Annotated in this window: 25 protein-coding genes and 1 pseudogene; 2 read left to right on the forward strand and 24 right to left on the reverse strand. The window is 64.6% G+C overall.

Going from position 1 to position 26,664, the window contains the following annotated elements:
* Positions 1 to 13: 13 nt before the first annotated feature.
* From HMPREF2924_RS19495 to HMPREF2924_RS19610, 24 genes are all read right to left on the reverse strand, one after another.
* On the reverse strand, positions 14 to 400 hold the full coding sequence (locus HMPREF2924_RS19495; RefSeq protein WP_003086436.1) for a flagellar protein FlaG: 387 nt from the start codon (positions 398 to 400) through the stop codon (positions 14 to 16).
* A gap of 79 nt (positions 401 to 479) precedes the next feature.
* The gene (locus tag HMPREF2924_RS19500) at positions 480 to 1,643 is read right to left on the reverse strand and encodes a flagellin (protein ID WP_003133926.1); all 1,164 of its coding nucleotides are present in this window, start codon (positions 1,641 to 1,643) and stop codon (positions 480 to 482) included.
* Positions 1,644 to 1,869: 226 nt separating this feature from the next.
* On the reverse strand, positions 1,870 to 5,376 hold the full coding sequence (locus HMPREF2924_RS19505; RefSeq protein WP_023094833.1) for a glycosyltransferase: 3,507 nt from the start codon (positions 5,374 to 5,376) through the stop codon (positions 1,870 to 1,872).
* 120 nt (positions 5,377 to 5,496) lie between these two features.
* Positions 5,497 to 6,663 (reverse strand): FkbM family methyltransferase, encoded by a 1,167-nt coding sequence (locus tag HMPREF2924_RS19510; RefSeq protein WP_077565757.1) that lies wholly within the window; start codon positions 6,661 to 6,663, stop codon positions 5,497 to 5,499.
* A complete protein-coding gene (locus HMPREF2924_RS19515) occupies positions 6,660 to 7,274 on the reverse strand; it encodes an LbetaH domain-containing protein (protein ID WP_003133931.1) in 615 nt (204 codons plus the stop codon). The genes HMPREF2924_RS19510 and HMPREF2924_RS19515 overlap by 4 nt, the downstream gene beginning before the upstream one ends.
* The gene (locus HMPREF2924_RS19520; RefSeq protein WP_023094835.1) at positions 7,271 to 8,401 is read right to left on the reverse strand and encodes an aromatic ring-hydroxylating oxygenase subunit alpha; all 1,131 of its coding nucleotides are present in this window, start codon (positions 8,399 to 8,401) and stop codon (positions 7,271 to 7,273) included. The genes HMPREF2924_RS19515 and HMPREF2924_RS19520 overlap by 4 nt, the downstream gene beginning before the upstream one ends.
* Before the next feature lie 17 nt (positions 8,402 to 8,418).
* Positions 8,419 to 9,051, reverse strand: a complete 633-nt coding sequence (locus tag HMPREF2924_RS19525) for an acetyltransferase (protein ID WP_003086423.1) — start codon at positions 9,049 to 9,051, stop codon at positions 8,419 to 8,421.
* A 10-nt stretch (positions 9,052 to 9,061) separates the two neighbouring features.
* A complete protein-coding gene (locus tag HMPREF2924_RS19530) occupies positions 9,062 to 9,829 on the reverse strand; it encodes an SDR family NAD(P)-dependent oxidoreductase (protein WP_003086422.1) in 768 nt (255 codons plus the stop codon).
* Between the two features lie 25 nt (positions 9,830 to 9,854).
* Positions 9,855 to 10,895 carry a ketoacyl-ACP synthase III gene (locus HMPREF2924_RS19535; protein ID WP_003086420.1) on the reverse strand — a complete coding sequence of 347 codons (1,041 nt, stop codon included), beginning with the start codon at positions 10,893 to 10,895 and terminating at the stop codon, positions 9,855 to 9,857.
* A gap of 2 nt (positions 10,896 to 10,897) precedes the next feature.
* The gene (locus tag HMPREF2924_RS19540) at positions 10,898 to 11,122 is read right to left on the reverse strand and encodes an acyl carrier protein (protein WP_003086419.1); all 225 of its coding nucleotides are present in this window, start codon (positions 11,120 to 11,122) and stop codon (positions 10,898 to 10,900) included.
* Between the two features lie 54 nt (positions 11,123 to 11,176).
* On the reverse strand, positions 11,177 to 12,313 hold the full coding sequence (locus HMPREF2924_RS19545; protein WP_003086416.1) for a DegT/DnrJ/EryC1/StrS family aminotransferase: 1,137 nt from the start codon (positions 12,311 to 12,313) through the stop codon (positions 11,177 to 11,179).
* A gap of 288 nt (positions 12,314 to 12,601) precedes the next feature.
* The gene (gene flgL / locus HMPREF2924_RS19550; RefSeq protein WP_003086414.1) at positions 12,602 to 13,903 is read right to left on the reverse strand and encodes a flagellar hook-associated protein FlgL; all 1,302 of its coding nucleotides are present in this window, start codon (positions 13,901 to 13,903) and stop codon (positions 12,602 to 12,604) included.
* 38 nt (positions 13,904 to 13,941) lie between these two features.
* On the reverse strand, positions 13,942 to 15,990 hold the full coding sequence (gene flgK / locus HMPREF2924_RS19555) for a flagellar hook-associated protein FlgK (protein ID WP_003133935.1): 2,049 nt from the start codon (positions 15,988 to 15,990) through the stop codon (positions 13,942 to 13,944).
* A gap of 18 nt (positions 15,991 to 16,008) precedes the next feature.
* Complete coding sequence (flgJ, locus tag HMPREF2924_RS19560) at positions 16,009 to 17,211, reverse strand: flagellar assembly peptidoglycan hydrolase FlgJ (RefSeq protein ID WP_003133938.1); 1,203 nt, start codon at positions 17,209 to 17,211, stop codon at positions 16,009 to 16,011.
* A 10-nt stretch (positions 17,212 to 17,221) separates the two neighbouring features.
* Positions 17,222 to 18,331: a flagellar basal body P-ring protein FlgI gene (locus HMPREF2924_RS19565; protein ID WP_003082169.1), complete on the reverse strand. Its 1,110-nt coding sequence runs from the start codon at positions 18,329 to 18,331 to the stop codon at positions 17,222 to 17,224.
* Between the two features lie 11 nt (positions 18,332 to 18,342).
* Entirely contained in the window at positions 18,343 to 19,038 is a 696-nt protein-coding gene (gene flgH, locus HMPREF2924_RS19570) for a flagellar basal body L-ring protein FlgH (protein WP_003086407.1), read from the reverse strand.
* Positions 19,039 to 19,083: 45 nt separating this feature from the next.
* Entirely contained in the window at positions 19,084 to 19,869 is a 786-nt protein-coding gene (flgG, locus tag HMPREF2924_RS19575; RefSeq protein WP_003082164.1) for a flagellar basal-body rod protein FlgG, read from the reverse strand.
* Between the two features lie 46 nt (positions 19,870 to 19,915).
* Positions 19,916 to 20,665, reverse strand: a complete 750-nt coding sequence (gene flgF, locus HMPREF2924_RS19580) for a flagellar basal-body rod protein FlgF (protein WP_003082159.1) — start codon at positions 20,663 to 20,665, stop codon at positions 19,916 to 19,918.
* Positions 20,666 to 20,882: 217 nt separating this feature from the next.
* Positions 20,883 to 22,271, reverse strand: a complete 1,389-nt coding sequence (flgE, locus tag HMPREF2924_RS19585) for a flagellar hook protein FlgE (protein ID WP_003086405.1) — start codon at positions 22,269 to 22,271, stop codon at positions 20,883 to 20,885.
* A gap of 27 nt (positions 22,272 to 22,298) precedes the next feature.
* On the reverse strand, positions 22,299 to 23,012 hold the full coding sequence (flgD, locus tag HMPREF2924_RS19590) for a flagellar hook assembly protein FlgD (RefSeq protein ID WP_003111390.1): 714 nt from the start codon (positions 23,010 to 23,012) through the stop codon (positions 22,299 to 22,301).
* A gap of 12 nt (positions 23,013 to 23,024) precedes the next feature.
* Complete coding sequence (gene flgC / locus HMPREF2924_RS19595) at positions 23,025 to 23,465, reverse strand: flagellar basal body rod protein FlgC (protein ID WP_003082150.1); 441 nt, start codon at positions 23,463 to 23,465, stop codon at positions 23,025 to 23,027.
* Between the two features lie 5 nt (positions 23,466 to 23,470).
* Entirely contained in the window at positions 23,471 to 23,878 is a 408-nt protein-coding gene (gene flgB / locus HMPREF2924_RS19600; protein ID WP_003133966.1) for a flagellar basal body rod protein FlgB, read from the reverse strand.
* A gap of 252 nt (positions 23,879 to 24,130) precedes the next feature.
* A complete protein-coding gene (locus HMPREF2924_RS19605) occupies positions 24,131 to 24,493 on the reverse strand; it encodes a DUF5064 family protein (RefSeq protein ID WP_003111391.1) in 363 nt (120 codons plus the stop codon).
* A 66-nt stretch (positions 24,494 to 24,559) separates the two neighbouring features.
* Complete coding sequence (locus HMPREF2924_RS19610) at positions 24,560 to 24,877, reverse strand: DUF2288 domain-containing protein (RefSeq protein WP_003133968.1); 318 nt, start codon at positions 24,875 to 24,877, stop codon at positions 24,560 to 24,562.
* A gap of 298 nt (positions 24,878 to 25,175) precedes the next feature.
* Between HMPREF2924_RS19610 and HMPREF2924_RS19615 the strand changes: the two genes are divergently transcribed.
* Positions 25,176 to 26,297: a branched-chain amino acid ABC transporter substrate-binding protein gene (locus tag HMPREF2924_RS19615; RefSeq protein ID WP_003082136.1), complete on the forward strand. Its 1,122-nt coding sequence runs from the start codon at positions 25,176 to 25,178 to the stop codon at positions 26,295 to 26,297.
* A 260-nt stretch (positions 26,298 to 26,557) separates the two neighbouring features.
* Positions 26,558 to 26,664, forward strand: a pseudogene (locus HMPREF2924_RS37015) (branched-chain amino acid ABC transporter permease LivH); the annotation flags it as partial.

Consider the following 26,664-nt stretch of genomic DNA (forward strand, 5'->3'; position numbering starts at 1 on the left):
GTGCCAATTCCGCTCAGGCTTCCGCCTTGAACAGCAGGCTGCGCGCTTCGTCCAGTCGCTCTGCCAGGCGCAGGGCCTCTTCGGAAGGGATTTGCCGGATGACTTCTCCGGAAGTCGAATCGGTCACCTTGACCACTACCCGCCCCGTGGAGTCGTCCAGGCTGAAACTCAGATCACGGCGGATGCTCTGGGTGAACTTCTCGATGGAGGAAACCGCCTCCTCGACCGCAGCGCGTTGCTCCTTGTCGCCCATCCTGACGTCGCCCGTCCGTTGCGCGCTTGCGCTGGCGGCCGCCTCGCCGGCCTGGCCGGCCGGGCGTGCGCCATCGGAAGAAGACGCCGAGCCGAACAGCCGGATTACCGGAGCAGCCGTCGAATTGTTGACATTGCTGACGTCCATCGTCGCTACCTCTCAATGAGATACGAGGGGAAGCGCGCCAGCGCTCCCCCTCGTGACTTCACCTTGACCTCGCCGAAGCTTAGCGCAGCAGGCTCAGAACCGACTGCGGCAGCTGGTTGGCCTGGGCCAGGATCGCGGTGCCGGCTTGTTGCAGCACTTGGTTCTTGGTCAGGTTGGCGGTTTCGGCTGCGAAGTCGGTGTCTTCGATCCGGCCGCGAGCAGCCGATACGTTCTCACCGATGTTCTTCAGGTTGTTGATGGTGTTGTCGAAGCGGTTCTGCACCGCACCGAGGTCGGCACGCTGGGCGTCGATCTGCTTGATCGCCTCGTCGATCACCAGCACGGCGGACTGAGCGCCCTTCGCGGTGGAGATGTCGATCTTGGCGACGGTGTCGTTAGCCTCGGTGAACGTCGTGGTGCCTGCCGCGGTGCCTGCGCCGGTGCTGCCGGTGTCGGTGATGGCTACGCCGGAAACCGCACTGGTAGTACCATCCGCACTAGCCTTGGACACGTAGCTGATCTGCGCGCCGTCGGTGAAGGCACCGATGCCGACGTTGGCGTCGTTGACCGCAGCGGCGATCTTGGCAGCCGCCTGCTCGGCGGTTTCGTTGCCCTTCATGTCGACCTTGACGTTCACGGCGCTGCCGCCAGTGATGCCGATCGCGATGTCGACGGTGCCCGAAGCGGTTGCAGCAGTGACCGCACCGCCGCCATTAGCCGTGAAGTAGGTGCCGTTCAGCGACTCTGCGCTCATCTCGTCGATGCCGACGCTGATGATTTCGTTGGCGGCCGAACCCACCTGGAAGCTGGCGACGCCGAAGGAACCGTCGAGCAGCTTGCGGCCACCGAAGGTGGTGGTGTTGCTGATACGATCCAGTTCTTTCTGCAGTTGCTTCACTTCGCCATTCAGAGCGGTACGCTCGGAGTCGCTGTTGGAGCCGTTGGCCGACTGCAGGGACAGGTCACGCATACGCTGCAGGATGTTGGTCGACTGCTGCAGGGCGCCTTCAGCGGTCTGCGCCAGGGAGATACCATCGTTGGCGTTCTTGGTAGCCACGTTCAGGCCGTTGACCTGGCTGGTCAGACGGTTGGCGATCTGCAGGCCGGCGGCGTCGTCCTTGGCGCTGTTGATGCGCGAACCGGTGGACAGACGCTGCAGCGAAGTGTTCAGCGACGCGGAAGAGTTGTTCAGGTTCCGCTGAGTGTTCAGCGAAGCGATGTTGGTGTTGACGGTCAAGGCCATCTTGATGCCCTCCAAGGACGATATGTTTGCCTGAGCTTGCGACCTCGGGTGGGCATCGCCCAGGCACCCCTAAAGTTCGCATTCGTGATCTTTATCGGCGCTTCCCTGGGGAGCTTTAGGTTTTTTTTTGACCATCCTCGTTTTTCATGCATCGTCCCCGTCGGAGGGGTTCGCGCAAGGCCTCCCAAGCGCTGCGGACAGCGCGACGGAAAGCCCCGCCGGCCGCTCAGTCCGGCATCCAGGCACGATACCAGGCGCGCAAACGCTCGCCGTCGAGCATCCAATCCGCCAGCACCCGTTCGCGCAGGTGATCCCCTGCCCTGGCCGCGGCATCCAGGTCGCGGGTATGCATGCGGATCGCGTCCACCCAGTCGCGGAAACGGTTCTTCACCCGCGTCACCGGCAGATCGTCCTGGTAGCAGCGCACGTCGCTGCAGACCACCGGGAAACCGCAGGCGCCGTATTCCAGCAGGCGCAGATTGCTCTTGCACTCGTTGAACAGGTTCTGCTCCACCGGCGCCAGCGCCAGGTCGAGATCGAGAGCCGCCAATGCCCGCGGATAGCGTTCGATAGGCACCCCCGCATGCACTTCCCTGACGAAGGGACGGATGGACGGCGGGCACATGCCGAAGAACACCCAGTCGACTTCGTCGGCCAGTTCCCGGACCACATCGGCGATCAGTTCCAGATCGCCGGTATGGCTCGAGCCGCCCGCCCAACCGACACGTGGCCGCTCGCCGCGCCGCCGCTGCGCCCGCAGCCCCTGCCACCACCCCACCGGCAGGCGGTTCTCGATCACCCGGATATCCGGGTGGAGACCGGCGAAGGCCTCTGCCAGGGCCGGCGTCGACACCACGAAGCGGTCGACGTAACCCAGCCCGCGACGCAACGTGCGCAGGATGTCCTTCGGCAGGTGCTGGCGATGGGCGCTCTTGAGGGGCACGTTGGGCAGATAGTCGTCCAGCTCGTAGACCTTGAAGGCTCGCGAGAACGCCTGCATCCGCCGCATGGCCTCGAGACGCTCCTCGCCGACCTGGCGCTGCAGCACCAGTACGTCCGGGTCGTAGCGCTCCAGATCGGCCACGTGCATCAGGCCGATCGACAGCGCGCCATCGATGGATGCCGACTCGCGCAACGCGCTGAACGGCTGGATCACCCGGTAATGGCCGCAGCCGAACAGGTCGGCGGGGTGCGCCAGGACAGTGGGCAAGGGCCGCCACCCCTGCAACGGGCGCCAGGCCAGCTGCGGGTCGGCCAGCTTGAAACCGCCTTCGGCCTGCAACGAAAAGCCCGGGTTATAGGCGGGATCGCGTGCCAACAACGGTAGCCAGCGCGCGTACAGCGCATCTTCTTCCTCGACGCTCGCCGCCGTCGTGGCAGGCGCATCGAGCAACAGCCGCGCACGCGGCGTCCATACGTTCAGGTAGCCCGCCTGGACCGCCCGCAGGCAGATGTCGACATCGTCCCAGCGCGTCAGCGCCTCGTCGAAACCGCCCAATTCGAGGAACAACTCGCGGCGCATCAACAGGCATTCGCCAGCCACCGCCGAGTAGTTCTGGTCCACCTGCAGGCGCTGCAGGTAACCGGCGTCCTCGTGCGAACGCCCTTCGAAGGCCCGCCCGGCCGGTCCGCACAAACCGAGCAGCCAGCCGGCGTGGCAGACCCGTCCGTCCGCCGCCAGGAGCTTGGCGCCTACCGCGCCGACTTCCGGACGCTGGCCATGGTTGAGTAACTGCTGCAGCCAGTCCTTGTCGAGGATGCCGCTGCCGGCATCGAGCCAGAGCAGGAATTCGCCGCGCGCCCGGGACGCCGCCAGGTTGCGCAGAGCCCCACGGGACAACTGCCCATCGCCTCGCAGCACCCGCACCTGCTCGACACCCATGCCTTCGACGGCGAGCAGCCATTCGCGAACGTCGGCCGCTTCGCCACCCTGTTCCAGCAGAAGGATCTCGTAGTTGGGATAGGCGGTATTCTCCAGCACGGTTTCTACGCAACGCTGGAGCTGCGCCAGGCGCTCCCCGGCCAGCACCAGGATGCTGACCGGCGGTTGCCCGGCGTGGCCGTAGTCCAGCTCGTAGCGCCCCGGCAGCCGGCTTCCGACTGTCGCCTGCGCGTAGCCACGGGCACGCAGGTGGCCTTCGATCGCCGCACGCTCGGCGGTGCTGTCCTGCAGGCGCAGCGCTGGGCCAGACAGCAGTGGCTCGCTGATGTGTCCGATACAGCCCAGGCCCCGCTGCTCGACGAGACGCAACTGGTAGGCCAGCTCGAAAGCCTCGCCGGCGGTCTCGTCGAATCCGCCCGTGGCAAGCAGCGGCTCGCGGCGGAACAACCAGTGCCGGGACAGGCCGGCGGGGAAACTGAGCAGAAGGTCGAGATTCAGGTCCGGGCGCAACGCCGCGCCCAGCTCGCCGTCATCCAGGCGCATGAGTTCGTCGGCGTACACCGCCTGGCAGCTCTCCGGTGCCGCCAGCAGGTCCAGCGCCGCCACCAGCAGGCCGCTGACAGTGAATTCGACGCCCGCTTCGACCAGGAGCAACCAGTCGGTATCAAGCCGGGCAAGCGCCTGGTTGATCGTCGGCACCGGCCCCACCTCTGGATCGAAGAGCATCGCTCCGTTCCGCGGACTCGTGCCCAGCGGCGCGAACAGGTGGCTCTCGACACGTGGATACGAATTGACGTGCTCCAGGCTCTGCAGGGTACGCTCCACGGCCTCGGTATCGCCGTGGGCATCGAGCACCAGCACCGCGAAGCGCGGCCCACCACCCTGCTCCTGCAGGAATCGATCGATCAGCACCTTCTGCACCGCATCCGGCCGCCGCGCCTCCAGCCAGGTCGACAGCGTGACGCTACCGAAGCCCGCCGCCCGCCTCAGCGCGGCGAGCAGGTTGACCGGCTTGAAGACACGGGCGTCCAGGCGGGTGATCGGTGCCACCCGGACGAAGCGGTTGTCGGCGGCCTGGCGATACCAACCCAGTTCGCGGATAGCCAGGCGGAAGTCGGCATGGCCCTGCTCGCCGATACCGGGCTGGTCGCGCCCGATCTGGCTGAACTGCTGGCGGGAGACGCGGAAACGGGTCAGCGGCCGCGACAGGAACGCCAGGTCGCCACGCTGTAGCAACTGCGCACACATGGCCAGGTCGCCGATCCAGTCGATGGCCCGGCCGTTGAGCATCATCAGGCGCTCGCAGATCTGCAGCAGCGCATCGCGCCGGGCCATCAGGCAACTGGGTTCGCCGATGAAGTTGATGGTGTGGTCGGCGAGGAACGAGACCAGCTCGCGACCGTCGATCAGGACGTCGCCGGCGAACGGGAAGCAGGTCGCCAGGATGTCCGGCAGCGGCTGCCCTTCCTCGTCGATACGCAACCGCCGCGACGAGGCCAGGACCACGTTCGGCTCGCGCTCCATCGCTCCCACCAACGCCTCGACGCACTCGGGAAGCAACACGTCGTCGTCGTGGAGAAACTTGACGTACTCGCCCTCCGCCAGGCGGATGCCTTTCGCCGTGCTACCCAGCTCGCCGAGGCGCGTCTCGTTGCGGAAGTAGCGGATCGGGAATGCCGCGGAGGCGCGCTTCTGCTCGACCAGCGTGGCAATCCGCTCGTCGCTGCTGTCGTCGCAGATGATCAGCTCCAGGGCCGGATAGGTCTGCCCGAGCACGCTGTCGAGGGCGTCCTCGAAGTACTCCAACTTGTAGGTCGGCATGACGATGCTGACACGAACGTTCGCGCTCATTGAGCCATTCCTGAGTAATTGGTGCAGCGCATGGTGATCGGAAGGGCCGGGCCATGGCCCTTCGTGTCGCCGCTCCCGGTCTCGACTCCCCGCGGCGGAGCATCTGCTCCGACGAGCGCGTCAGCGCCCTTCACGAAGAGCATCGGGCCAGTCGACATAGAGGATCGTGTCGTAGAAATACAGCGAGTAATGGCGCAGGCGCAGCCGGGCTCCCGCAGCGATCCCGTCGATCGCGGCGACGATGTCCAGCAGGTCCTGCACATGGTGGTAACAGGTGATGGCCATGCGCGGCCGGCACTCGTCGATCAGCCGCGCGGCCCCCCGCAGAACCCGTGCCTCATGGCCTTCCACATCCATTTTCAGCAAGGTCATGACATCGAGGACATCGTCGAGCCGCACGCACGGCACCTGCACGGTGCCGTCTATCTCGACCCTGCTTCCCATGGTGCCGTGGGCTGCGAATGCGAGATGGCCGCCGGTATCGGACACCGCCTGGTTATGCAGATGGAGACCGACACTTCCAGCAAGCGACGCATGCATGAGCCGGTAATTCGCCGGATCAGGCTCGAAGGCATGGATCGAAGCATATTCATGACGAGCCGCCAGCATGAACTTCTTCACCGTATCGCCATCGTAGGCACCGATATCCACGTAATGCTCGTCGCTTCGCAAGACGATCGGATGCTCGGGGCCCCGGTACAGGGAAAAGTATTCCTGCTCTCCCGGACACAACACGTCCAGCAACGCAGCGCGGTTGCCGTCCAAACGCAGGCGCATGATGGCTTCCAGGGTCTTCCGGCTTCGCTCGTCGGCCAGGCGCTCGCGCAGCGAGACGAACTCGGCGTGATGCTGCATCGCCAATTCGCGAGTCAGCGCGCCGGTCTGGTAGACCAAAGGAATATCCAGCAGGTAGAGAAGCTCGGGCAGATCGAGGGTGATGCATTGCGCAGTCTTCGCCAGGTGATCCAGCGTCAGCCAGGTAGGCAGCGAATAGGCACAATTCACCGCGGGTTTCCCTGCGTGGCATGGTTCCTTCAACTGGGCGGTAGGAATCACCTGGTCGAAACCATCGGGAACGCTATTGCTGGCGAAAAGCACATCGTCCACAGCAATCAGGCGAACCCCAGGCAGACGCTGTGACAAACCGGCAACCACCTGTGAGCGGAACACCCCTCCAAGATAGGAACTAGGCACCAGCACCAATAGATATCCGCTCCGTTCGCATCGCGAAAGGAAGTCCGCCTGCGTCATATCGTTTCCCGCCATCATCGACAGCTCCCCGCTCATAGGATGCGTGCCCCATCGGGCATGAGTTCATCGTAAAAGGAGTAATTAGGCAGTTCCCGGGGAAGCCTGCCCGGCAACAACCATTCGCAGTGTCGCCCCACCCGGGTGTCGGCGAGCGCGACGCTGCCCGCACCCAGCGTGCTGCCCTGGCCGATCTCCACTCGCCGTCCCAACTGCACGCCAGCGAGCAGCGTGCTACAGGTTCCGACCCGGCAGTCCTCCTCCACCAGGACCTGCAGCTCCAGCCAACTGCCAGTGCCGATGCGGGCAGGACCAGCGAGCACGCAACCGGCGCCGACGAACACGTTGCCCAGCAGTCGCACGCCTTCGCCGACGATGGCCTGAGGCGAGACGATATCGAATAGCCGGTAGCCCGCCAGGCGGATATCCGCGATGAGCTTGTGGCGGGCGTAGTTCACCGCCCGCTCGTCCAGCGCCACGAATACTTCGCTTTCCGCAGCGGGGTAGCGTTCGAGCAGAGGCGCAATATCGAAGTTGTGTCGATCCGCAGCATTCAGCTCCAGGACCCGGTGTTCCAGTCCCCGTTCCCGCGCAGTACAGTCCGCCCGTTCGAGCGCGCGCCCTTCCCCGACGATGATCGCCTGCTTCATGCCCTCTCCCCCAGTACCTGCGCGCGATACCACAGGTGCTGGCGCACCAGCTGCACCTCGTAGTCGCCGTGCATGAACGGCGGCGAATGTGCGCCCAGCCCCTCCTGGAGGCGTTCCAGGACCAGGGTGTCCTCGCCGATCACGTTACGCTCGCCGCGAATCAGGGTGCTCAGCAAAGCGCTGAAATCGGTCTTCGGATCCTTGCGCCGGGCAGTCATCATCCACAGGTGGTAGTCGGTCTCGCCGGGTGCCACCGGATCGTACTGCTGGAGCAGGAAGTGCTCGCCGCGGACGCTGCAGAAGTTCACGTTCGGGTAGATGAACCAGTTGTAGTAGGCGTGCTCGTCGCCGTAGCCCTCGCAGAGGTCGGAGAACCAGCTCTTGTAGGGCTGGATCGGCGCCTTGGTGGGGAAGCTCAGCGAACGCAGCTCCGGCGTTTCGCCTTCCTGCAGCAGGCGCAGCACCTCGGACGGCACCGCAGCCTCGCGTGCCAGACCGCGCACCGGGGCGGTCATCACCGGGAGGAAGGTCTTCGGATGGACGAAAGGAACATGGTTGTAGTCCTTCACGTTCTCCATGTTCAGCTTCCAGTTGTAGCGCACCTTGTGGCAGCTGTAGATCAGCCGCGTATCCAGGTGCGAGGAGACCTCCCGCAAGGTTTCCAGGAATCCATCGTCGAACTGCTCGCGCAGCGGCAGCGGGTCGTCCGCCAGGTTGACGAACAGCAGTTGCCCCACCTCTTCCAGGTGCAGCTTGCGCAAGCCGATCCGCGCCCGTTCCTCGACACTGAATTGGTACAGACTGGAGTTCGGAATGCCCTGTAGCTGCCCCTCGGCGCCGAACGACCAGGCATGGTACGGGCAGACCAGCGGTCGCTGGCCGGTGCATTCGGTCTGGATCGCCGACAGACGATGCGGACACTGGTTGAGAAAGGCCCGGATGCCGGACTCGGTACGCTGCACCACGACCGGCACGCCGGCGATCTTGCGGGTGAAGAACTGGTTGCGCTCGCGCACCATCGAACTGAAGCCGACGAAGATCCAGAGCCTGCCGAACAGCCTTTCGCGCTCCAGCGCGAGCGTCTGCGGCTCGGTGTAGTGCGCTGCGTCCAGCGCATGGCGAGTCATGTCCACATCCACAACCTTCACTTGCTGAAAATAACCCGGGCCGGATTGCCGACCACGGTCTGTCCGGCCGCCACGTCCTTGAACACCACCGCGCCCATGCCCACCACGGCGTCTTCGCCGATACTGACGTCGCGGGCGATCATCGCCCCGGAGTTGATCACCGCACGATCGCCCACCTTCACGTAGCCTGCCAGCAAGCAGCGCGGGCCGATGTGTACATAGTCGCCGATGACCACGTCGTGGCCGAGCATGGTTTGCTGGTCGATGAAACCGTAGGCGCCGATACGGCAGTCCACGCCGCTGCTCACGTCGTAGCCGAAGAAGGTCGGGCCGTAGCTGGTCCGCACGCCAAGGGTGCAGCGGGTGCGGATAGCGACGAACTCGGCGCCCTTCGCCAGCAGGCATGCGACCTGCTTCTGGCGACTGAGCGGATCGCCGACCGCGGCGACGAACAGTTGGTCAGGCTCCGCGACGAAGCTCTCCGGATACCCGAGCCACGGGTAGTAGAGCGACTCCGCGACCGCGTCGGGGCCGCGCTCGTCGAGAAACCCGCCGATCACCCAGTCGATGCCGTGACCGTAGTCGACCTGCAGCTGGGCCAGCACCTGACGCCCCAACCCACCGGCGCCGAGGATGATGATCCTCTTCATTGCATCGTCCTCAACTGATGGTCAGGCCGCCGTCCATCACCAGGGTCGTGCCGGTCACCCAGCGGCTGGCATCGGAAAGCATGAAGATAGCGGCGTTGGCGATATCCTCGGGCTTGCCGAAGCCCATCGGGTGGTTGCTGCGTTGACCGTCCATCGAACCGACCGTCTGGGTGGCTGCATCCAGAAGCGGTGTTTCCACCAGTGATGGAGACAGGCAGTTAACCCGGATGTTGCGCTTCACCACTTCCATGGCCAGGCAGCGGGACATGGCGATCAGAGCGGCCTTGGTTCCCGAGTATGCCCCCACTCCGGCAACCCCGATGTGGGCGGCGATGGAAGCGATGAACAGGATCGAACCGCCGGGCGCTACCAGGTTGCGCTTGAGCAACGCCTGGGTAAGCAGCATCGGCGAGTCGACATTGATCGACTGGACTTCATGCAAGTGCGCTTCGGTCATCATCCGCACTGGACACAGACGGGAAATACCGGCGCTATGCACCAGTCCATGGATTTCGCTGTCGACAGCCGCTACCACCGCAGCGCGCTCCTCGGCTACCCGAAGATCGGCCTGGACAGCACGGTGCGGCAGCTCCGAGATCGACTGCAAGGTTGTCAGGCATCCATCCAGGCGGGTCTGGTCACGTCCGGTAACGATCAGCTCGGCGCCCATCCGCGCGCAGCTCTGCGCGATGGCCAGGCCCAGGCCGGAGCTGGCGCCGGTGACCAGGATGCGCCTGCCCGACAGGCTGAAGGGATTGAAGGAAGTCTCGTCGTTCACTTGGCTGATTCCGCGTTCAAGGCACTCAGGATTCGATCAGATCGGGGAACTTCGCCCCTTCGATATCCACCAGGCAGGTACCCCAGGACAGGCCGATACCGAAGCCGCAGAGCAACACGCGATTGCGGCCGGCCTCGAGCTCCCGGTTGATCCGCGCGGTCATGGTCACCGGCAGCGAGGCGCCGCTGGTGTTGCCGAAGTCGCGCAGGGTCGAAGGCACCTTCTCTACCGGCAGGCCGAGCTTCTTGCGGATGGTCTCGTTGATCATCCGGTTGGCCTGGTGGAAAACGAAGTAGTCCACTTCGTCCTTGCTCGCACCGGCATAGTCGAGCAGCTTTTCCACCGCCGGCGGTACGCGCTGGGTGGAGAAGCTGAGCACGGCGGTGCCGTCGAGCTGCAGGTCGATGGCACGGTGCCAATGGTCGTTCTCGTCCTCACGGAACGGCATCAGGTGCTGCACGCCGACCGGTTCGCGATGGCCGCCTACCGGCAGGATGATGGCCTTGTAGCCGCTGCCGTCGCTGTTCAGGTCGAAATGCATCGGCGGCGCGCCTTCGCAGAACTCCAGCGCCGTCGCGGTGCCCGCGTCGGAGAAGATCGGATCGTTGACACTGGCGCCGCGGTCGCCGACCAGCACAAGGCCCTTCTTCACCCCGCCGGCGGCAATCAGCGAACCCAGCAGGTTGAGGGCGAACGGATAGGCCGAGCAACCCAGGTTGACGTCGAAGGCCACGGTGGAATGCGGCAGCCCCAGGCGGTCCTGGAGGATGATCGCGGTAGCCGGCGCCAGGTAGTCGGGAGACTGGGTCACGACGATCAGCGCATCGACCTCCTCGCGCTTCCACTCCAGGCTTTCCAGCAGGCGCTCGGCGGCGTCGAAGGCCAGGTCGGAGAAGCACTGCCACTCCTGCGCCATGCGCCGCGTCTCGATGCCGATGTTGCGCACCAGGCGTTCGCGCTCGGCGCGCAACTGCGGCTTGCAGTCGGTCAGGTTGGAGATAACGCGCTTGGGGACGCAGGTCGCCATCCCGGCGAAACGGACGTTCTTCAGCGTGGAGGTGGCCATGGTCAGAGTCCGAGCATCTGGTAGAGGTCGCCCACCGTGCGAGCCTTGATCAGGTCTTCGCCGGTGATGGTCTTGCCGTATTCCATGTCGAACATGACGATGACCCCGAGCGCGGCCAGCGAGTCCCATTCCGGCAGGTCTTCGAGCTGGGTGTCCATGCTGACCTCGACGGGATTCTGGAAATCGGTGGCGGAAAGGAAGTCTTCGATGAATTTTGCTTGGCTCATTTCTTGTCTACCTGAGTGAGGCGGTTGTTCATTCTGTTATCGGTCGCGACGGGCTCAACTTGATGCCCGCCGCCGCGGCATGGCGGCGGAAGCGATCAGGCCGGCGACGAACTCGACGTCTGCGGCGGCCAGCCCGGGATAGATCGGCAGGCACAGCACCCGCGAGGAAATCGACCGCGCCACCGGAAGATTGGCGGGCGCCGCCGAGGGCAGCGAATGGTACATGGGGAAGTCGCTGATGAGTGGGTAGAAGTAGCGCCGCACCAGCACATCCCTGTCGCGCAGGCGCTGGTACAGCTCGTCGCGCGAAAGCGGAAAATCGTCTTCCACCAGGATCGGGAAATAGGCGTTGTTGGCGAAGGTCTGGGTACCAGGCCGGAGGCACTGGATGCCAGGGACGCCGGCCAGCAGGCGCCGATAGCGCTCGGCGATCTCCCTGCGCTGCTCCAGGGCCTGGTCGACGTGCTTGAGTTGCAGCAGCCCGAAGGCAGCGCCGACCTCGTTGAGCTTGCCGTTGATGCCGGGCATGACCACCGTGACCTCGTCGACGAAGCCGAAATTCTTAAGGTGGTTGAGGCGTTGCCGGGTGTTTTCGTCCGAGCAGATGATCGCACCGCCCTCGAAGGTGTTGAACACCTTGGTGGCATGGAAGCTGAGGATGCTCAGGTCGCCGTGGCGCAGCACGCTGCCGCCGGCGTCGCGCACGGCGAAGGCATGCGCGGCATCGTAGATGACCTTCAGGTGGTGGATATCGGCGATCCGCTGGATCGCCTCGACATCGCAGGGGTTGCCGTAGCAATGCACCGGCAGGATCGCGGTGGTCTGCGGGGTGATCGCCGCCTCGATCCGCGACGGGTCGAGATTCATGGAGTCCTGATCGATGTCCACGAAGATCGGCTTGAGCCCGTTCCACAGCAGCGCGTGGCTGGTGGCGACGAAGGAGTACGGCGTGGTGATCACCTCGCCGGTCACCCGCAATGCCTGCAGCGCGGTGATGAGCGCCAGGGTGGCGTTGGCGAAGAGCACGATGTGCTTCACCCCCAGGTATTCGCACAGGGCCTCTTCCAACGCATGGTGCATGTCGCCCCCGTTGGTCAGGAAACGGCTCTCCCAGATCTTTTCCAGGTAGGGGATGAACTCTTCCAGGGGCGGCAGCAGCGGGCTGGTGACCGGGATCGTCTTGTTGTTCATGTAGGGCCCTGATGAATGGATACTCAGGCGAGTAAAGGGCGAAAAACCCGAGCACGCCACTCTATGCAAGGCCCGTACCCAAAGAGCTTGATGCAGGTCAAAGCCCCTGGTCGCGCGGCCCCTGGCTGTTCCACAGGCGCTGCGGCGCGAATCGGCAGTCAAACTTCTGACAAATTCTCCCGTGTTTCCGTAGACCTTGCGGAACATACCCTCCAGCGACACAGGTACAGTCCCTGCGAACGAAAAGGCCCATGACGGAGTCATGGGCCCTGTTCCACAGAGGGACTGTCACTTCAGGTAGTTGAACAGGCTCAACCCCTGGATCTTCACGTAGCTCTGCTGCGCGGCATCCATGATGGTGGACTGCAACGACAGCCGCGACAACGCCTCGGCGTAGTCCAGGTCCTGGATCTGCGACATCACCGACGCATTCACCAGCTTCACATCGTCGATGAAGGTCTCGGTGCTTTCCACGGTATTCAGGCGCGCGCCGATCTTGCCCTGGCCGCCATCCACGGCGGCAGCCACGGCGGAGAGGTTGGTCAGGGCCACCGCCGTCGCATCGCGGATGGCGTCGTTGCCGGCCTGGTTGTCGGTGGAGCTTTCCAGGGCCTTGCGCAGGTCCGACACCACGTTCAGCAGGCTGCGCTTCTCGCTGCCCGGCTTGTAGTTGACGTTGAACTCGTCGCCCGCCTTCGGCGTGCCGTCGATCGTCACGCTGACGCCGGCGTAGAGCACCTTGTCGATGGTCTTCGGGTCGTCGTCGATGGCGCCCTTGGACAATTGCCAGGCCGGCGGCGAATTCGGATCGTAGGTGGTCCAGTCATAGCCCGGAGGCAGGCTCTTCGGATCGTAGACCACGTACTCCTTGTCGCTGACGAAGTGGATGTTGAAGCCGTCGGTTGCCGCAGGCGGATTGCTCGCCGGGAACTGGCTGTCGAAGGCCAGCTCGTCCTCGACCAGGCCGACCGAGATGCGACCGTCGCCGGTATTGCCAGCCGCCGCCTTGGTATCGAGACGAGCGGCGTTGACGATGTCCTCGAACAGCACCTTGCCGCTGTCGCTGACCGGAATCCGCGTGCTGCTGGCGATCTGCACCTCGCGCTGGCTCTCGTCGCCCATGTAGCTGTAGGTGCCGTCCTCGTTGCGCACGAACGGCTGCACCGAGCCCTGGGACCCGGAAAACAGGTATTTGCCACTCGCGTCGCGGCTGTTGAGCAGGTTCAGCAACTCGTCCTCGCGCTGGCGCAACTCGCTGGCCAGCGACTTCTTGTCGTTGGAGTCCAGTGCGCCGTCGCCGGCCTGGCCGGCGATCTCACGGATGCGCTGGAGGACGTTGCCGACCGAACGGAGGATGGTTTCCTCCTGGCTCAGGCTGTTCTTCGCCTCGGTCATGCCGGTCTTGTACTGCTCGTTCAACCCCTGTTCCTGGTCCAGGCGCAACAGGCGTACCGAACCGACCGGGTCGTCCGCCGGGGTCAGGATGCGCTTGCCGGTGCTGATCTGCTCGAAGGTACGGTTCAGGTCCGCGTAGTTGCGGGAAATCCCGTTGACCGAGTTGTTGAAGGCCTGGATGGTGGAAATGCGCATGGTGGCGGTCTCGCTGGCTTAGGCCCCGTCGAGAGAACTCAACGGAACGCTCCAATCAGGGTATCGAACAAAGTGCGGGCAACTTGAATCACCTGGGCCGAGGCACCGTAATACTGCTGGAACTGGATCAGGTTGGCCGCCTCTTCGTCGAGGCTCACCCCGGACAACGAATCGCGGCTGTCCTGGGCCTGCTTCAGCACCGTGGCGCTGGCCTCGCTGCTGGCACGCACCTGGGCGGTCAGGGTGCCGACCCGCTCGACCAGGCCACCATAGGCCTCGTTGTAGGTGGAACCGGTGTTGTCGGTGCCGCCGACGGTCGGCTTGGTCTGCAAGGCCAGCAGGTTGAGAGCGTTGCGGTTGTCGGAAATGCCCTTGTCGTTGAAGCCCAGCTTGAAGCTGTCGGAGTTCTGCGGTACGCCGCTGAGCTCGAATTCGTAGCTGTATTTCTGCCCGCTCGGGTCGGTGAACGCCATGCGCACGGTATTGGTATTGCCGCTGGTCAGCGTCGGGCTGCCGGTCAGGGCGTTACCGTCCTTGTCGACGTAGTTCCAGCCGGCCGGCAACGGCGAGGACAGGGTATAGGTCTTGCCGTCGGCGCTGAGCGTCGCGCCCAGGCTGATCCCGTTGGGCCCGAACGCGCCCTGTAGCACCGCCGGGTCCACCGGCGACGGACCGCTGGTGAGGGTCGGCGCGCCGATCTTGCCGGTGCCGCGGTTTTCGGTGGTCGATTCGGTACGCGCGGTACCGGCGAACGCCAGTTGCGAGGCATTCTTCAGCGTCGCCTCGATATCCGCCGCGCCACGCCGGGTCGGCTGCAGGGTGAAGCGGTCGCCGGCAGCCGGGAGCTGGTCGAGGGTCAGGTTGAAGCCCTGGTCGACGCCGTTGGCATCCTTGAACGAGAGGGTGTAGGGACCGGTACCGCTGACCGTGACCTGCATGCTTGCGTCGTCGCCCAGGCGCCGCGCGGTGAAATTGGTGCCGTCGAAGTCCAGGCGGAAATCGCTGGAATTCAGCTTGCTGGTATCGGTGATGTTCAGGTTGGCGTGGACATTGCCGGTGTTGCCGTTCTTCGCCAGGACCCGCAGCGCGGTGATGTCCGGATCGTTGATGTCGCCGAACAGGTTGGCGCCGGCCTTGCCGGCCAGGTCGAGGCCCTGCCCCAACTGCTTGTTGATGGTATCGGCGAGGGTGATCGCCAACTGCCCGAGCTTGTTGTAGCTGCTGTCCAGGGCGCTGTTGCGGTAGGCCAGCAAGCCACCCATCTCGCCGCCGGACACCAGGCCGGTGACGTTCTGTATGGAGTTGCCGTTGCTCAGTTGCACCTGGTAGCGGGTCGGGTCATCCAGCCCGGGCACCACGCTCAGGGTCGACACAGTATTGCCCACCACCAGCGGCTGGCCGCTACCGATGAACAGGCTGACGCTGTTGTCGTCCTGGGTGACCGCGGTCACCCCGATCATCTCGGATAGCTTGCGCACGGCTTCGTCGCGCGCATCCATCAGGTCGTTGGGCACCGCGCCCGCCGACTTGGCCTTGGCGATGGCATCGTTGTAGCTGGCCACGCTCTGTGACAGATGGTTGACCTGCGAAGCCAGCGCGCCCAGTTGCTGGTTGATCAGGCTGTTCTGCTTGTCCAACTGGTCATAGAGGGTATTGAAGGTCTTGCCCAGCCCCTCGGCCTGGGCAAGCACTGCCTCGCGCGCTTCGGTCGAGGAGGGATTGTTGGCGGCGGCCTGCAGTGCGGCGAAGAAGCGCTGCATGGCCGGGCTGACGCCGGTGGTGGTGTTGGACAACAGGCCGTCGAGCTGCTCGATCTGGCTACGGAATGCGCTCAACTCGCTGTTCTGGCTGGTGGCGTTGCGCAACTGGCCGGTGAGGAAGTCACTGGCCAGGCGGCGCACGTCGACGATCTGGCTGCCCGAGCCCATGTAGCCGGCACCGCTGAACTGCGGGACCTGGGTCTGCTGGATGGCATCCTGGCGGCTGTAGCCCGGCGTCTTGACGTTGGTGATGTTGTGCCCAGTGATGGTCAGCCAGGTCTGGCTGGTGCCGAGGCCGGACAGGCCTATCGAGAGTAGGTCGGACATGGGTCAGTTCCTCCTTGCTCAACCCAGAGGCGGCGTGCCGGCGGCGGCGACGGCCTGGTAGGTCTGCATCTGTCTGGCGATCTGCGCCACCTTGCGGGCGTACTGCGGATCGGTGGCGTAGCCGGCGCGCTGCAGTTCCTGCATGAAGCGCTCGGGGTTGGCGGCGCTGTCCAGGGCGTTCTGGTAGCGGTCGTTGCCCTGGAGGAAGCTGACGTAGTCGTGGAAGCTCTGCTCGAACGACGAGTAGGAGCGGAACGCCGCGACCTCCTTGACCGCCTTGCCGCCTTCGTATTCGGTGGTGAGGGCGCGCGCCGAGGCACCATCCCAGCGGCTGCCGGTCTTGATGCCGAACAGGTTGTGGCTGCTGCCGCCATCCTGCTGGCGGATGATCGATTTACCCCAGCCGGTCTCCAGCGCGGCCTGGGCTACCAGGTAGCGGGCATCGACGCCGATCCGCTCGGCGGCCTTCTGGGCCATCGGCAGCATGGTGGCGATGAATTCGTCGGCGGAGGCGAACATCGACTTGCCCCTGGCCAGCGGCGGCTGGGCGATGCGCCGGCTGCCCTGGCTGTCGACGCCATCGGTGGAGAAACCGCGGCGGCTCGCCGCCGGGTAGCTCTGCGCCGGCAGGTAGCTGTCCTGGCCCAGGCTCTGCATCTGGCTGGCGGCCGGCGAGGCGGAGGGAACGATGCCGGCGAGCATGCGCTCGGCCAGCTTGCCCGGCAGCGCCAGGCGCCGCTGGTTGAGCAGCTTCGAGTCGTCGCGGCCGGCTTCCGGCATCGGCAGGGCCTTGCCGGCCTGCGCGCCGGGGTTGCTCGGCCAGCGACCGGCGCCGTTCTCGGCGACCCGGGCGAACGGGTTCTCGCCGTTGCCCCTGGAGCCTTGCTTCATCTTCGACAACTGGCGCACCAGCACGTCGGCCAGGCCGATGCCGCCGGCATTCTTCGACAGGCTCACCGACAGTTGCTGGTCGTACATGTCCTGGTACTGCTTGGTGGTCTGGCTGTTCATGAAATTGCCGTCGCCCAGCGCTTCGTTGGCCGAACGCATGGACTTGAGCATCTCGTTGAGGAACAGCGATTCGAATTCCTGGGCGACCTTGCGGATGTTCGCTTCGCCGTCGCGGTCCTTGCCGACCTTGAGCTGGTTGAGGCGGTTGAGATCGGTATAGGAGCCGCTGTCGGGGCCTGCGCCGATACCGCTGAGCAAACGGGAATCCATGGCGTCGTCCTCAGATCACGATCAGGTCGGCCTGCAACGCGCCGGCCTGCTTCAGGGCTTCGAGGATCGCCATCAGGTCGCTCGGCGCGGCGCCGACCTGGTTCACCGCGCGGACGATGTCGTCCAGGGTGGTGCCGGGACCGAACTTGAACATCGGCTTGGTCTCCTCCTCGGCGTTCACCCGCGAGCGTGGCACCACCGCGGTCTGGCCGTTGGAGAAGGCACCGGGCTGGCTGACGATCGGGTCTTCGGTGATGCTCACGGTCAGGCTGCCGTGGGTGACGGCGGCCGGCGATACCTTGACGTTCTGGCCGATGACGATGGTGCCGGTGCGCGAATTGATGATGACCTTGGCCACCGCCTCGCCCGGCTGCACGTCGAGGTTCTCCAGGATCGACAGGTAGTCGACCCGCTGGTTCGGGTCGAGCGGTGCGCTGACCCGCACCGAGCCGCCGTCCACCGCATGGGCGACGCCCGGACCGAGCAGTTCGTTGATGCGGTCGACGATGCGCTTGGCAGTGGTGAAGTCCGGGCGGTTGAGGTTCAGCGTCAGGCTGTTGCCCTGGTCGAAGCCGCTCGGCACCGCGCGTTCGACGGTGGCGCCGGCCGGGATACGTCCGGCGGACGGTACGTTGACGGTGATCTTCGAGCCGTCGCGGCCTTCGGCGTCGAAGCCGCCGACCACCAGGTTGCCCTGGGCGACCGCGTAGACCTGGCCGTCGATACCTTTCAGCGGAGTCATCAGCAGGCTGCCGCCGCGCAGGCTCTTGGCGTTGCCGATGGACGACACGGTGACGTCGATCGGCTGGCCCGGCTTGGCGAACGGCGGCAGGTCGGCATGCACCGATACCGCGGCGACGTTCTTCAACTGCACGTTGCCGACGTTGGCCGGCACCTTGATGCCGAACTGCGCCAGCATGTTGTTGAAGGTCTGCAGGGTGAACGGCGTCTGCGTGGTCTGGTCGCCGCTGCCGCTCAGGCCGACCACCAGGCCATAGCCGATCAACTGGTTGGTCCGCACGCCCTGGATGCTGGCGATATCCTTCAATCGCTCGGCCTGGGCCGCGCCGGCGGCCAGGAGCAGCGCGGCGAGGGCCAGCAGGTGCTTGAACTTGGTCATCGCGAGCGTCCTCAGAACGGCCACAGCGGGCTGAGGAAGAAGCGGTCCAGCCAGCCCGGCTGACTGGCATCGGCGAAGGCGCCGGTGCCGGAATAGGTGATCCGGGCGTCGGCCACGCGGGTCGAGGACACGGTGTTGTCGGTGGCGATATCGTCGGCGCGGACCAGGCCGGCGATGCGCACCAGCTCGTTGCCGGTGTTCAGGGTCATCCACTTCTCGCCGCGCACGGAGAGGATGCCGTTGGGCAGCACCTCGGCCACGGTCACGGTGATCGAGCCGGTCAGGCTGTTGCTCTGCCCCGCCTGGCTGTCGCCCTTGGCGTCGCGCGAGCCGCCGTATTCGGCGCTGAGGCTGAGGTCGCCGCCGCCGATCGGGTTGTTGGTGGTCATGCCGCTACCGAACAGCGAGGTCAGCCCCATCTTGGTCTTGCTGTCCTTCTGGATATCGGAGTTGGCTTTCTTGCTCGCCTGGGTCTTCTCGTTGAGGGTGATGGTAATGATGTCGCCCACGCGGAAGGCCTTGCGGTCGTCGTAGAGATTCTGCTCGAAGCCGGCCTGGTAGATCGCGCCGTTGTTCTGCGCGGCGGGCAGCGGGGTGCGCGGCAGCACCGGCGCGTAGTACGGATCGTTCGGCTTCGGCGGTGGGCTGACGCAACCGCCCAGGGCGGTGGCGATGCCAAGCAGGGAGACGATCATCAGCCGGTTCATATCAAGCTACCTCGCGGCGTACAGCCAGGGCCCGGTCAGGGCCCGTCAAAGATTCTGGGTGACGAAGGACAACATCTGGTCGGCGGTGGAGATAACCTTGGAGTTCATCTCGTAGGCGCGCTGGGTGGTGATCATGTTCACCAGTTCCTCGACCACGTTGACGTTGGAGTTTTCCAGGGTGTTCTGGGCAACCGTGCCGAGGCCGTTGAGACCCGGCGTGCCGACCTGCGGCGCGCCGCTGGAGCCGGTTTCCAGGAACAGGTTGTTGCCGATGGCCTGCAGGCCGGCCGGGTTGATGAAGTCGGCGGTCTGGATGTTGCCGATCACCTGCGGCTGGGCGTTGCCGGTGGTGGTCACCGAGACGGTGCCGTCCTGGCCGACGGTGAAGGTCTGGGTCTCGTTGGGCACCACGATCGCCGGCTCCAGGGCGAAGCCGTTGGAGGTGACGATCTGCCCGTCGGAGTTCAGGTGGAAGCTGCCGTCGCGGGTGTAGGACACGGTGCCGTCCGGCAGCAGGACCTGGAAGAAGCCGCGCCCGTTGACCGCCATGTCCAGCGGCTGCTCGGTGGTCTGCAGGCTGCCCGGGGTGAAGATCTTCTGGGTGCCGACGACGCGCACACCGGTACCCAGTTGCAGGCCCGAAGGCAGCTCGCTGTCCTGGGTCGACTGGCCGCCCGGCTGGCGCCGGATCTGGTACAGCAGGTCCTGGAACTCCGCGCGGTCGCGCTTGAAGCCGGTGGTGGATACGTTGGCCAGGTTGTTGGAAATGGTGGTCAGGTTCATGTCCTGGGCGGACAGACCGGTCTTGCTGACCCACAGTGCCGATAACATCGTCGTGCTCCTCGGGTGCCGGTTTTATGGCACCACGCTCAAGTGATTAGCTGATTTGCAAAACCCGCGCCATGGCCGCCGAATCGTCCTCGGCGGTGCGCATCATCTTCACGTGCAGCTCGAATTGGCGGGACAGCGAGAGGATCGCGGTCATCTCTTCCACCGCGTTCACGTTGCTGCTTTCCAGGAAACCGGAGACCACCTTCACGTTGGCGTCGGCCAGCGGCGCCTGCTCGCCCGGCTGCGGCTTGTAGTGCAGCAGACCGTCGGTACCCTTCTCCATCTGCTTCAGGTTCGGGTTGACCAGCTTGATCCGGTCCACCACGGCGACCACGTTGGGGTTCTCGCCAAGGGCGCGGATGCTGATGGTGCCGTCCTGGCCGATCTCCACCTTTTCCTCCGGCGGCACGGCGATCGGTCCGCCGTTGCCGAGCACCGGCAAACCGTCGCCGGTGCGCAGCATGCCGAGGGCGTCGATGTGCATGCCGGCGGTACGCACGTAGGCCTCGCTGCCATCCGGCGCCTGGACCGCGACGAAGCCGTCGCCGTCGATGGCGATGTCCAGCTCGTTGCCGGTTTCCTGGAGGCTGCCATGGCTGAAATCGGTACCGGGCCGCTCGCTCATGGCGAATACCCGCGCCGGGAAGCTGTCGCCGAACACCTGCATCGAACGCGCCTGCTCGAAGTCGCGACGAAAGCCGCTGGTCGAGATGTTCGCCAGGTTGTTGGCATGAGCGCGCATCGCCAGGGTGTTCTGGCTGGCCCCGCTCATGGAGACGTACAGCATCTTGTCCATCGAATCCTCCAGGCACCGGCACAATCCGCCGGGCTTTCTTGCAGGTTATCCAGCAAGCTCCGTGCCAGAATTCGAAAAACAAATTAAGTTATTGATTTAAATGGATTTTACAAAAAAGAAAGCCTCCTTTCGGAGGCTTCGGGGGCAACCCCTGGCCAGGGGTTGCCGCTGGCGGCAAGGGCCTTGCCGGCGCCCGGACGGCACCGGCTCGCCGTCATCAGCGCAGGTTGATGATGGTCTGGGTCACCGCATCCTCGGTCTGGATGGTCTTGGCGTTGGCCTGGTAGTTGCGCTGGTGGACGATGAGGTTCACCAGTTCGTTGGAGATGTCCACGTTGGACGCTTCCAGCGCGCCGGATTGCAGCGCCCCCAGGGTGCCCGAGCGCGGCGCGCCGACCGCCGGCTCGCCGGACTCCGCGGACTGCACCCAGGAGGTCTTGCCGATCGGCGTCAGACCCTGGATGTTGGCGAAGTTCGCCAGCACCACTTGGCCCTGCACCTTGGACTGGCCATTGGTGTAGCGGGCGAAGATCACCCCGGTGTCGTCGATTTCCAGGCCTGCCAGCTGACCGGTGGTGTAGCCGTCCTGGATCGGGTTGCTCTGGGCGAACGCGGTGGAGTACTGGGTGGTCTTGCGCATGTCGAAGGAGATGCCGCTGGCGGCACCGGTCGCGCCATTCCAGGCGTAGGTCGGCGGGGTCTTGCCGTCCGAGGCCGCCGGAATCCAGCCGGTGCCGGGAGTCGGCGGATTGCCGGTGGCCGGGCTGAACTGGATCACGTTGGTGGTCGCGTCGATGCTGAAGCCCGGCCCGCTGGTGCTGCCGTCCGGCGCCCGTACCGAGGTCATCTGGCCGCTGGCGTCGAAGGTGACGTTGAAGCTCATCGGCGTCTTGTTCGACGGGTCGAGCGGATTGACCCCGTCGATCAGCACTTTCATGGTCCAGCTGTTCTCTGGAATCGGCGGGGTCGCATTCGGATCCGGCTCGTTCTTGATGAAGAACTGGCTCATGGTGTGGGAATTGCCCTGGCTGTCATAGATGCCCAGCGAAGAGGACGAGTTGTAGGTGGCGGCGTCGGACGGATCGAACGGCGTCACGGTCGGCGGCTTCAGCGTCGAGTTGAGGTTGTACGACTGCTGGATGCTCGAGGTGGCCTGCGGCGCCTGGTTGGCGCGCTCGACCTTGAGGTCGGTGACCACGCCGTTCTGCAACTGGCCGTTCGGCCCGACGGCATAGCCTTGCAGGCGGTAGCCGTTGTTGTCGACGATGAAATCCTGCTTGTCGGTATTGAAGTAGCCGGCGCGGGTGTAGCTGATCGCCCCGTTGTTGCTGGTGACGAAGAAGCCGTTGCCGTTGATGGCCAGGTCCAGCACGCTGTTGGTCGAGTCGATGTTGCCCTGCTTGAACATCTGCGAGACGTCCGAGAGCAGCACGCCGCTGCCCTGCGGGTTGCTGCCCGAACCCAGCACCGAGGCGGCGTAGACGTCGGCGAACTCCGCGCGGGATTGCTTGAAGCCTACGGTGCCGGCGTTGGCGATGTTGTTGCCGGTGACGTTCAGGCCGCTGGAGGCCGCCTGGATGCCGCTCAGGCCGATGTTGAAACTCATGGATAGCTCCTTGCCGGAAACGCCGGCTTACTGGCCGATGATCTGTACTTTGGACAGCGCGATGCTGCCCAGGCCTGCGAGGTTGAGCATCAGCTCGCCGCCGTTCTGCCCCAGGGTGACGCTGTCGACGTTGGCCGGCAGGTAGGTCTGGAGCCCGTAGGTCTTGCCGTCGATCGAGGTCTGCGCCTCGAACTTGTAGGTGCCCGGCGGCATGATGTTGCCGCTGCTGTCCTTGCCGTCCCACATGAAGCTGACGCTGCCGGCAGCCTGCTGGCCGAGGTTGATGCGGTTCACCACGGTGCCCTTGTCGTCGTAGACGTTGACCCAGACGTTGCTGCTGGAAACCGGCAGGTTGAGGGACGCCTTGAAGGTGTCCTTGGTGTCCACCACCGACTTGTCGGTCGCCACGATGACCTTGCGCCCCACCAGCGACGAGGCTTGCAGGGCCTGCGACGACTGGTAGTTGGAGAGAATGCTCTCCATGCTCTTGTTCAGCGACTGCACGCCTTCCACGGTGCTGAACTGGGCCAGTTGGGCGATGAACTCGCCGTTCTGCTGCGGCGACATCGGGTCCTGGTTCTTCAACTGGGCCACCAGCAGCTTGAGGAATTCGTCCTTGCCCAGGTTGCTGCTGCCCTTGACGCTCTGCCCGGTCTCGGTGGCGCCGCTGCCGGCGGCGCGATTGCTGCCGTTGACGTTGCCGGTGTTGCTGCTGGTGCCGCTGACGTTATCGATGCTCATGCTCTACTCCGCTCACTGACCCAGGGTCAGGACCTTCTGCATCATCTGTTTGGCGGTATTCATCATTTCCGCGTTGGTCTGGAAGGCACGGCTGGCGGAAATCATGTCGGCCATTTCCTCGACCACGTTCACATTGGGGTAATACACGTAGCCGTTGGCATCCGCGGCCGGATGGTTCGGCTCGTAGCGCGGCATCAGCGAACTCTGGTCCTCGACGATGCCCAGCACCTGCACGCCGGCGCCGGAGCTGTCCTGGTCGGCGAACAGCGAGCCGCTGTCGCCCTGGGCCTGCTGGAACATGGTGGAGAACACCGGATGGCGGGCGCGGTAGGTCTTGTCGACGCTGGAGGAAACCGTCTCGGCGTTGGCGATGTTGCTGGCCACGGTGTTCAGGCGGGTGCTCTGGGCGCTCATGCCGCTACCGGCAATGTTGAAGACACTGGCGAGGGACATGGCGGTTACTCTCCACGCAGGGCGCTGACCAGCCCTTTGAATTTGCTGTTGAGGAAGGTGAAGGACGCCTGGAAGTGCATGGCGTTCTCGGCGTAGTTGGCCTGCTCGATCTGGGCGTCGACAGTGTTCTGGTCGATCGACGGCTGGACCGGGATGCGGTACTGCAGGCTGCCCTCGCCCATGCCGAAACCTTCGGCGGCGATATGCCGCTCGTTGGTGATGCGGGTGGCGAAGGTACCCTTGGCGGCCTTGTCCTTCTGCTCGGCGAGAACCGCGGCGAAGTCCAGGTCGCGAGCCTTGTAGTTCGGGGTATCGGCGTTGGCCAGGTTGTTGGCCAGCACTTCGGCGCGCTGGGCGCGGAAGCTGAGGGCCTGCTGGTGGATACCGAGTGCTCTGTCGAAACTGATGCTCATGGCTGCGAACCTGTTTGCCGGTGTGGCTTTCGTCGCCAACACTTCAGCAAGGCCCGTGCCAGATTATTAAAATCCTTTATATTCAATAACTTGAGTTTATTTCAGGACAACCCGGAAGCGGCAAGCGGCAAGCCGTTTCCGCTTGCCGGCAAGGGTGGCAAGCCCCTGGAACGGCTTCTCCGGCAAACGAAAAAAGGCCCGATATCGTCGATATCGGGCCTTTCCCATGCTTCCAGCCGCTGGGGACTCGGCTCACTCGTGGCGAATGATCCGCTCGAGATCCACCGGTTCGCCGGGATGGGCATGCAGCTTGGCGCGAATGTCCTCGAACATCGCATCGTATTCCTTGTGCACCCGGGTGATCGCGCCGAACTTCGGGTGCAGGCCGTGCTTCTGGGCGACCCGCGTGGCATCGCTGGCGAAGTTGAAGGCGGTATCGCGCGGCAGCTCGAAGGAGTCGCTGAACGACTTGCCATCGATCTCGCCGTCCATGTCGAAGTGCACATAGGCGCCGGATTCGGCGTTCTGCCGCACCTCGTAGCGGATATGGATATTGATGTCCTGCTGGTCGAGGCCGGGCAGGCTGACCAGATGGAGGTGGCCTGGTTCGAACATGACGAATCTCCTGGTGGGAATCGGAATCAGTCTAGCCAGGGTCGAGCGAAAGAAAACCGCCCTGGATCAGTGCAACGTCGCTTTTTCCGCGCGTTCCTGAATGACCACCCAGGGCGCCACCACCACCGCCCAGAGGGTCGGGTCGCGTTCGAGGAAGTCCTTGGCCGCGTCCTCCCCGACCTTGCTCAGGCCGCCGCCGGAAAGCCAGGCGGCGACCTTCTCGCGGGCGTCCCCGGCCAGGGCCTCGGCGACTTCCACCAGGTCCAGCGCGGCATCGACCTGGAGCAAGGCGCCACGGGCGAAGAACGGTTGCAGCTCGGCCCAGGAAATGACCGCGGTCTCGCCGAGCAGCTTGGCATAGAGGGTGCTAGTTTGTTCTGTCATGGGATCTACCTGGATTGCATGGGCGCCATGATAACGCCCGCCGGTAGCCCACGACAGCCGAAGGGAAACCGGGCCCAGGGAGGTGATGCAGGTCCGCGCCGTTTTTCTATACGTTTATGTCAACCAGGCGACACGACTCACGGGAGCTCGCCGTGCCGTGCTTTTCAAGCGACGAAGCGCCGCTCTACACTGTACCGGTACAGTTCCCGGGGTCCGTCCATGACGATCACCCGGTCTCCTCCGGCCCCCGCGGCCGCGAGACTACAACAATGACAACACACAAGAAGAGTGGAGCACTATGAAGAAGGGTACTCAGCGTCTATCCCGCCTGTTCGCCGCGATGGCCATTGCCGGGTTCGCCAGCTACTCCATGGCCGCCGACACCATCAAGATCGCCCTGGCTGGCCCGGTCACCGGTCCGGTAGCCCAGTACGGCGACATGCAGCGCGCCGGTGCGCTGATGGCAATCGAACAGATCAACAAGGCAGGCGGCGTGAACGGCGCGCAACTCGAAGGCGTGATCTACGACGACGCCTGCGATCCCAAGCAGGCCGTGGCGGTCGCCAACAAGGTGGTCAACGACGGCGTCAAGTTCGTGGTCGGCCATGTCTGCTCCAGCTCCACCCAACCCGCCACCGACATCTACGAAGACGAAGGCGTGCTGATGATCACCCCGTCGGCCACCGCCCCGGAAATCACCTCGCGCGGCTACAAACTGATCTTCCGCACCATCGGCCTGGACAACATGCAGGGCCCGGTGGCCGGCAAGTTCATCGCCGAACGCTACAAGGACAAGACCATCGCGGTACTGCACGACAAGCAGCAGTACGGCGAAGGCATCGCCACCGAGGTGAAGAAGACCGTGGAAGACGCCGGCATCAAGGTTGCCGTCTTCGAAGGCCTGAACGCCGGCGACAAGGACTTCAACGCGCTGATCAGCAAGCTGAAGAAAGCCGGCGTGCAGTTCGTCTACTTCGGCGGCTACCACCCGGAAATGGGCCTGCTGCTGCGCCAGGCCAAGCAGGCCGGGCTGGACGCGCGCTTCATGGGCCCGGAAGGGGTCGGCAACAGCGAAATCACCGCGATCGCCGGCGACGCCTCGGAAGGCATGCTGGCGACCCTGCCGCGCGCCTTCGAGCAGGATCCGAAGAACAAGGCCCTGATCGACGCCTTCAAGGCGAAGAACCAGGATCCGAGCGGCATCTTCGTCCTGCCCGCCTACTCCGCGGTCACCGTGATCGCCAAGGGCATCGAGAAAGCCGGCGAGGCCGATCCGGAGAAGGTCGCCGAGGCCCTGCGCGCCAACACCTTCGAGACTCCCACCGGGAACCTCGGGTTCGACGAGAAGGGCGACCTGAAGAACTTCGACTTCACCGTCTACGAGTGGCACAAGGACGCCACCCGGACCGAGGTCAAGTAAGCATCGTTGCAGTACGGAGCCCACGTCACCCACCGTGGGCTTTGTTTTAGTACCCGCATGATTCCGCGAGCGGCGGCCCGGCAAGGGCAGGCGAAGACCGGCAGCGTTCACTCCTGGTGGACGGGAGCGCGGCTTTCCCCTGCCTCCCGCCGGCCCGCCGCGCGCCGGATCGTGACGGGTCTCAGCAGCGTTCCGGCCCCACACCCGCGAGCCGAACGTCTACCTGCCGTACAACGGCGGGCGTTTAGCGAGAGAGTCCCATGCCCGAGATATATCATTACCTACAACAATTGGTTAACGGCCTGACCGTCGGCAGCACCTATGCGCTGATCGCGATCGGCTACACCATGGTCTACGGCATCATCGG

It is taken from the genome of Pseudomonas sp. HMSC063H08 (genome assembly GCF_001813645.1).
Lineage (GTDB): Bacteria > Pseudomonadota > Gammaproteobacteria > Pseudomonadales > Pseudomonadaceae > Pseudomonas > Pseudomonas aeruginosa.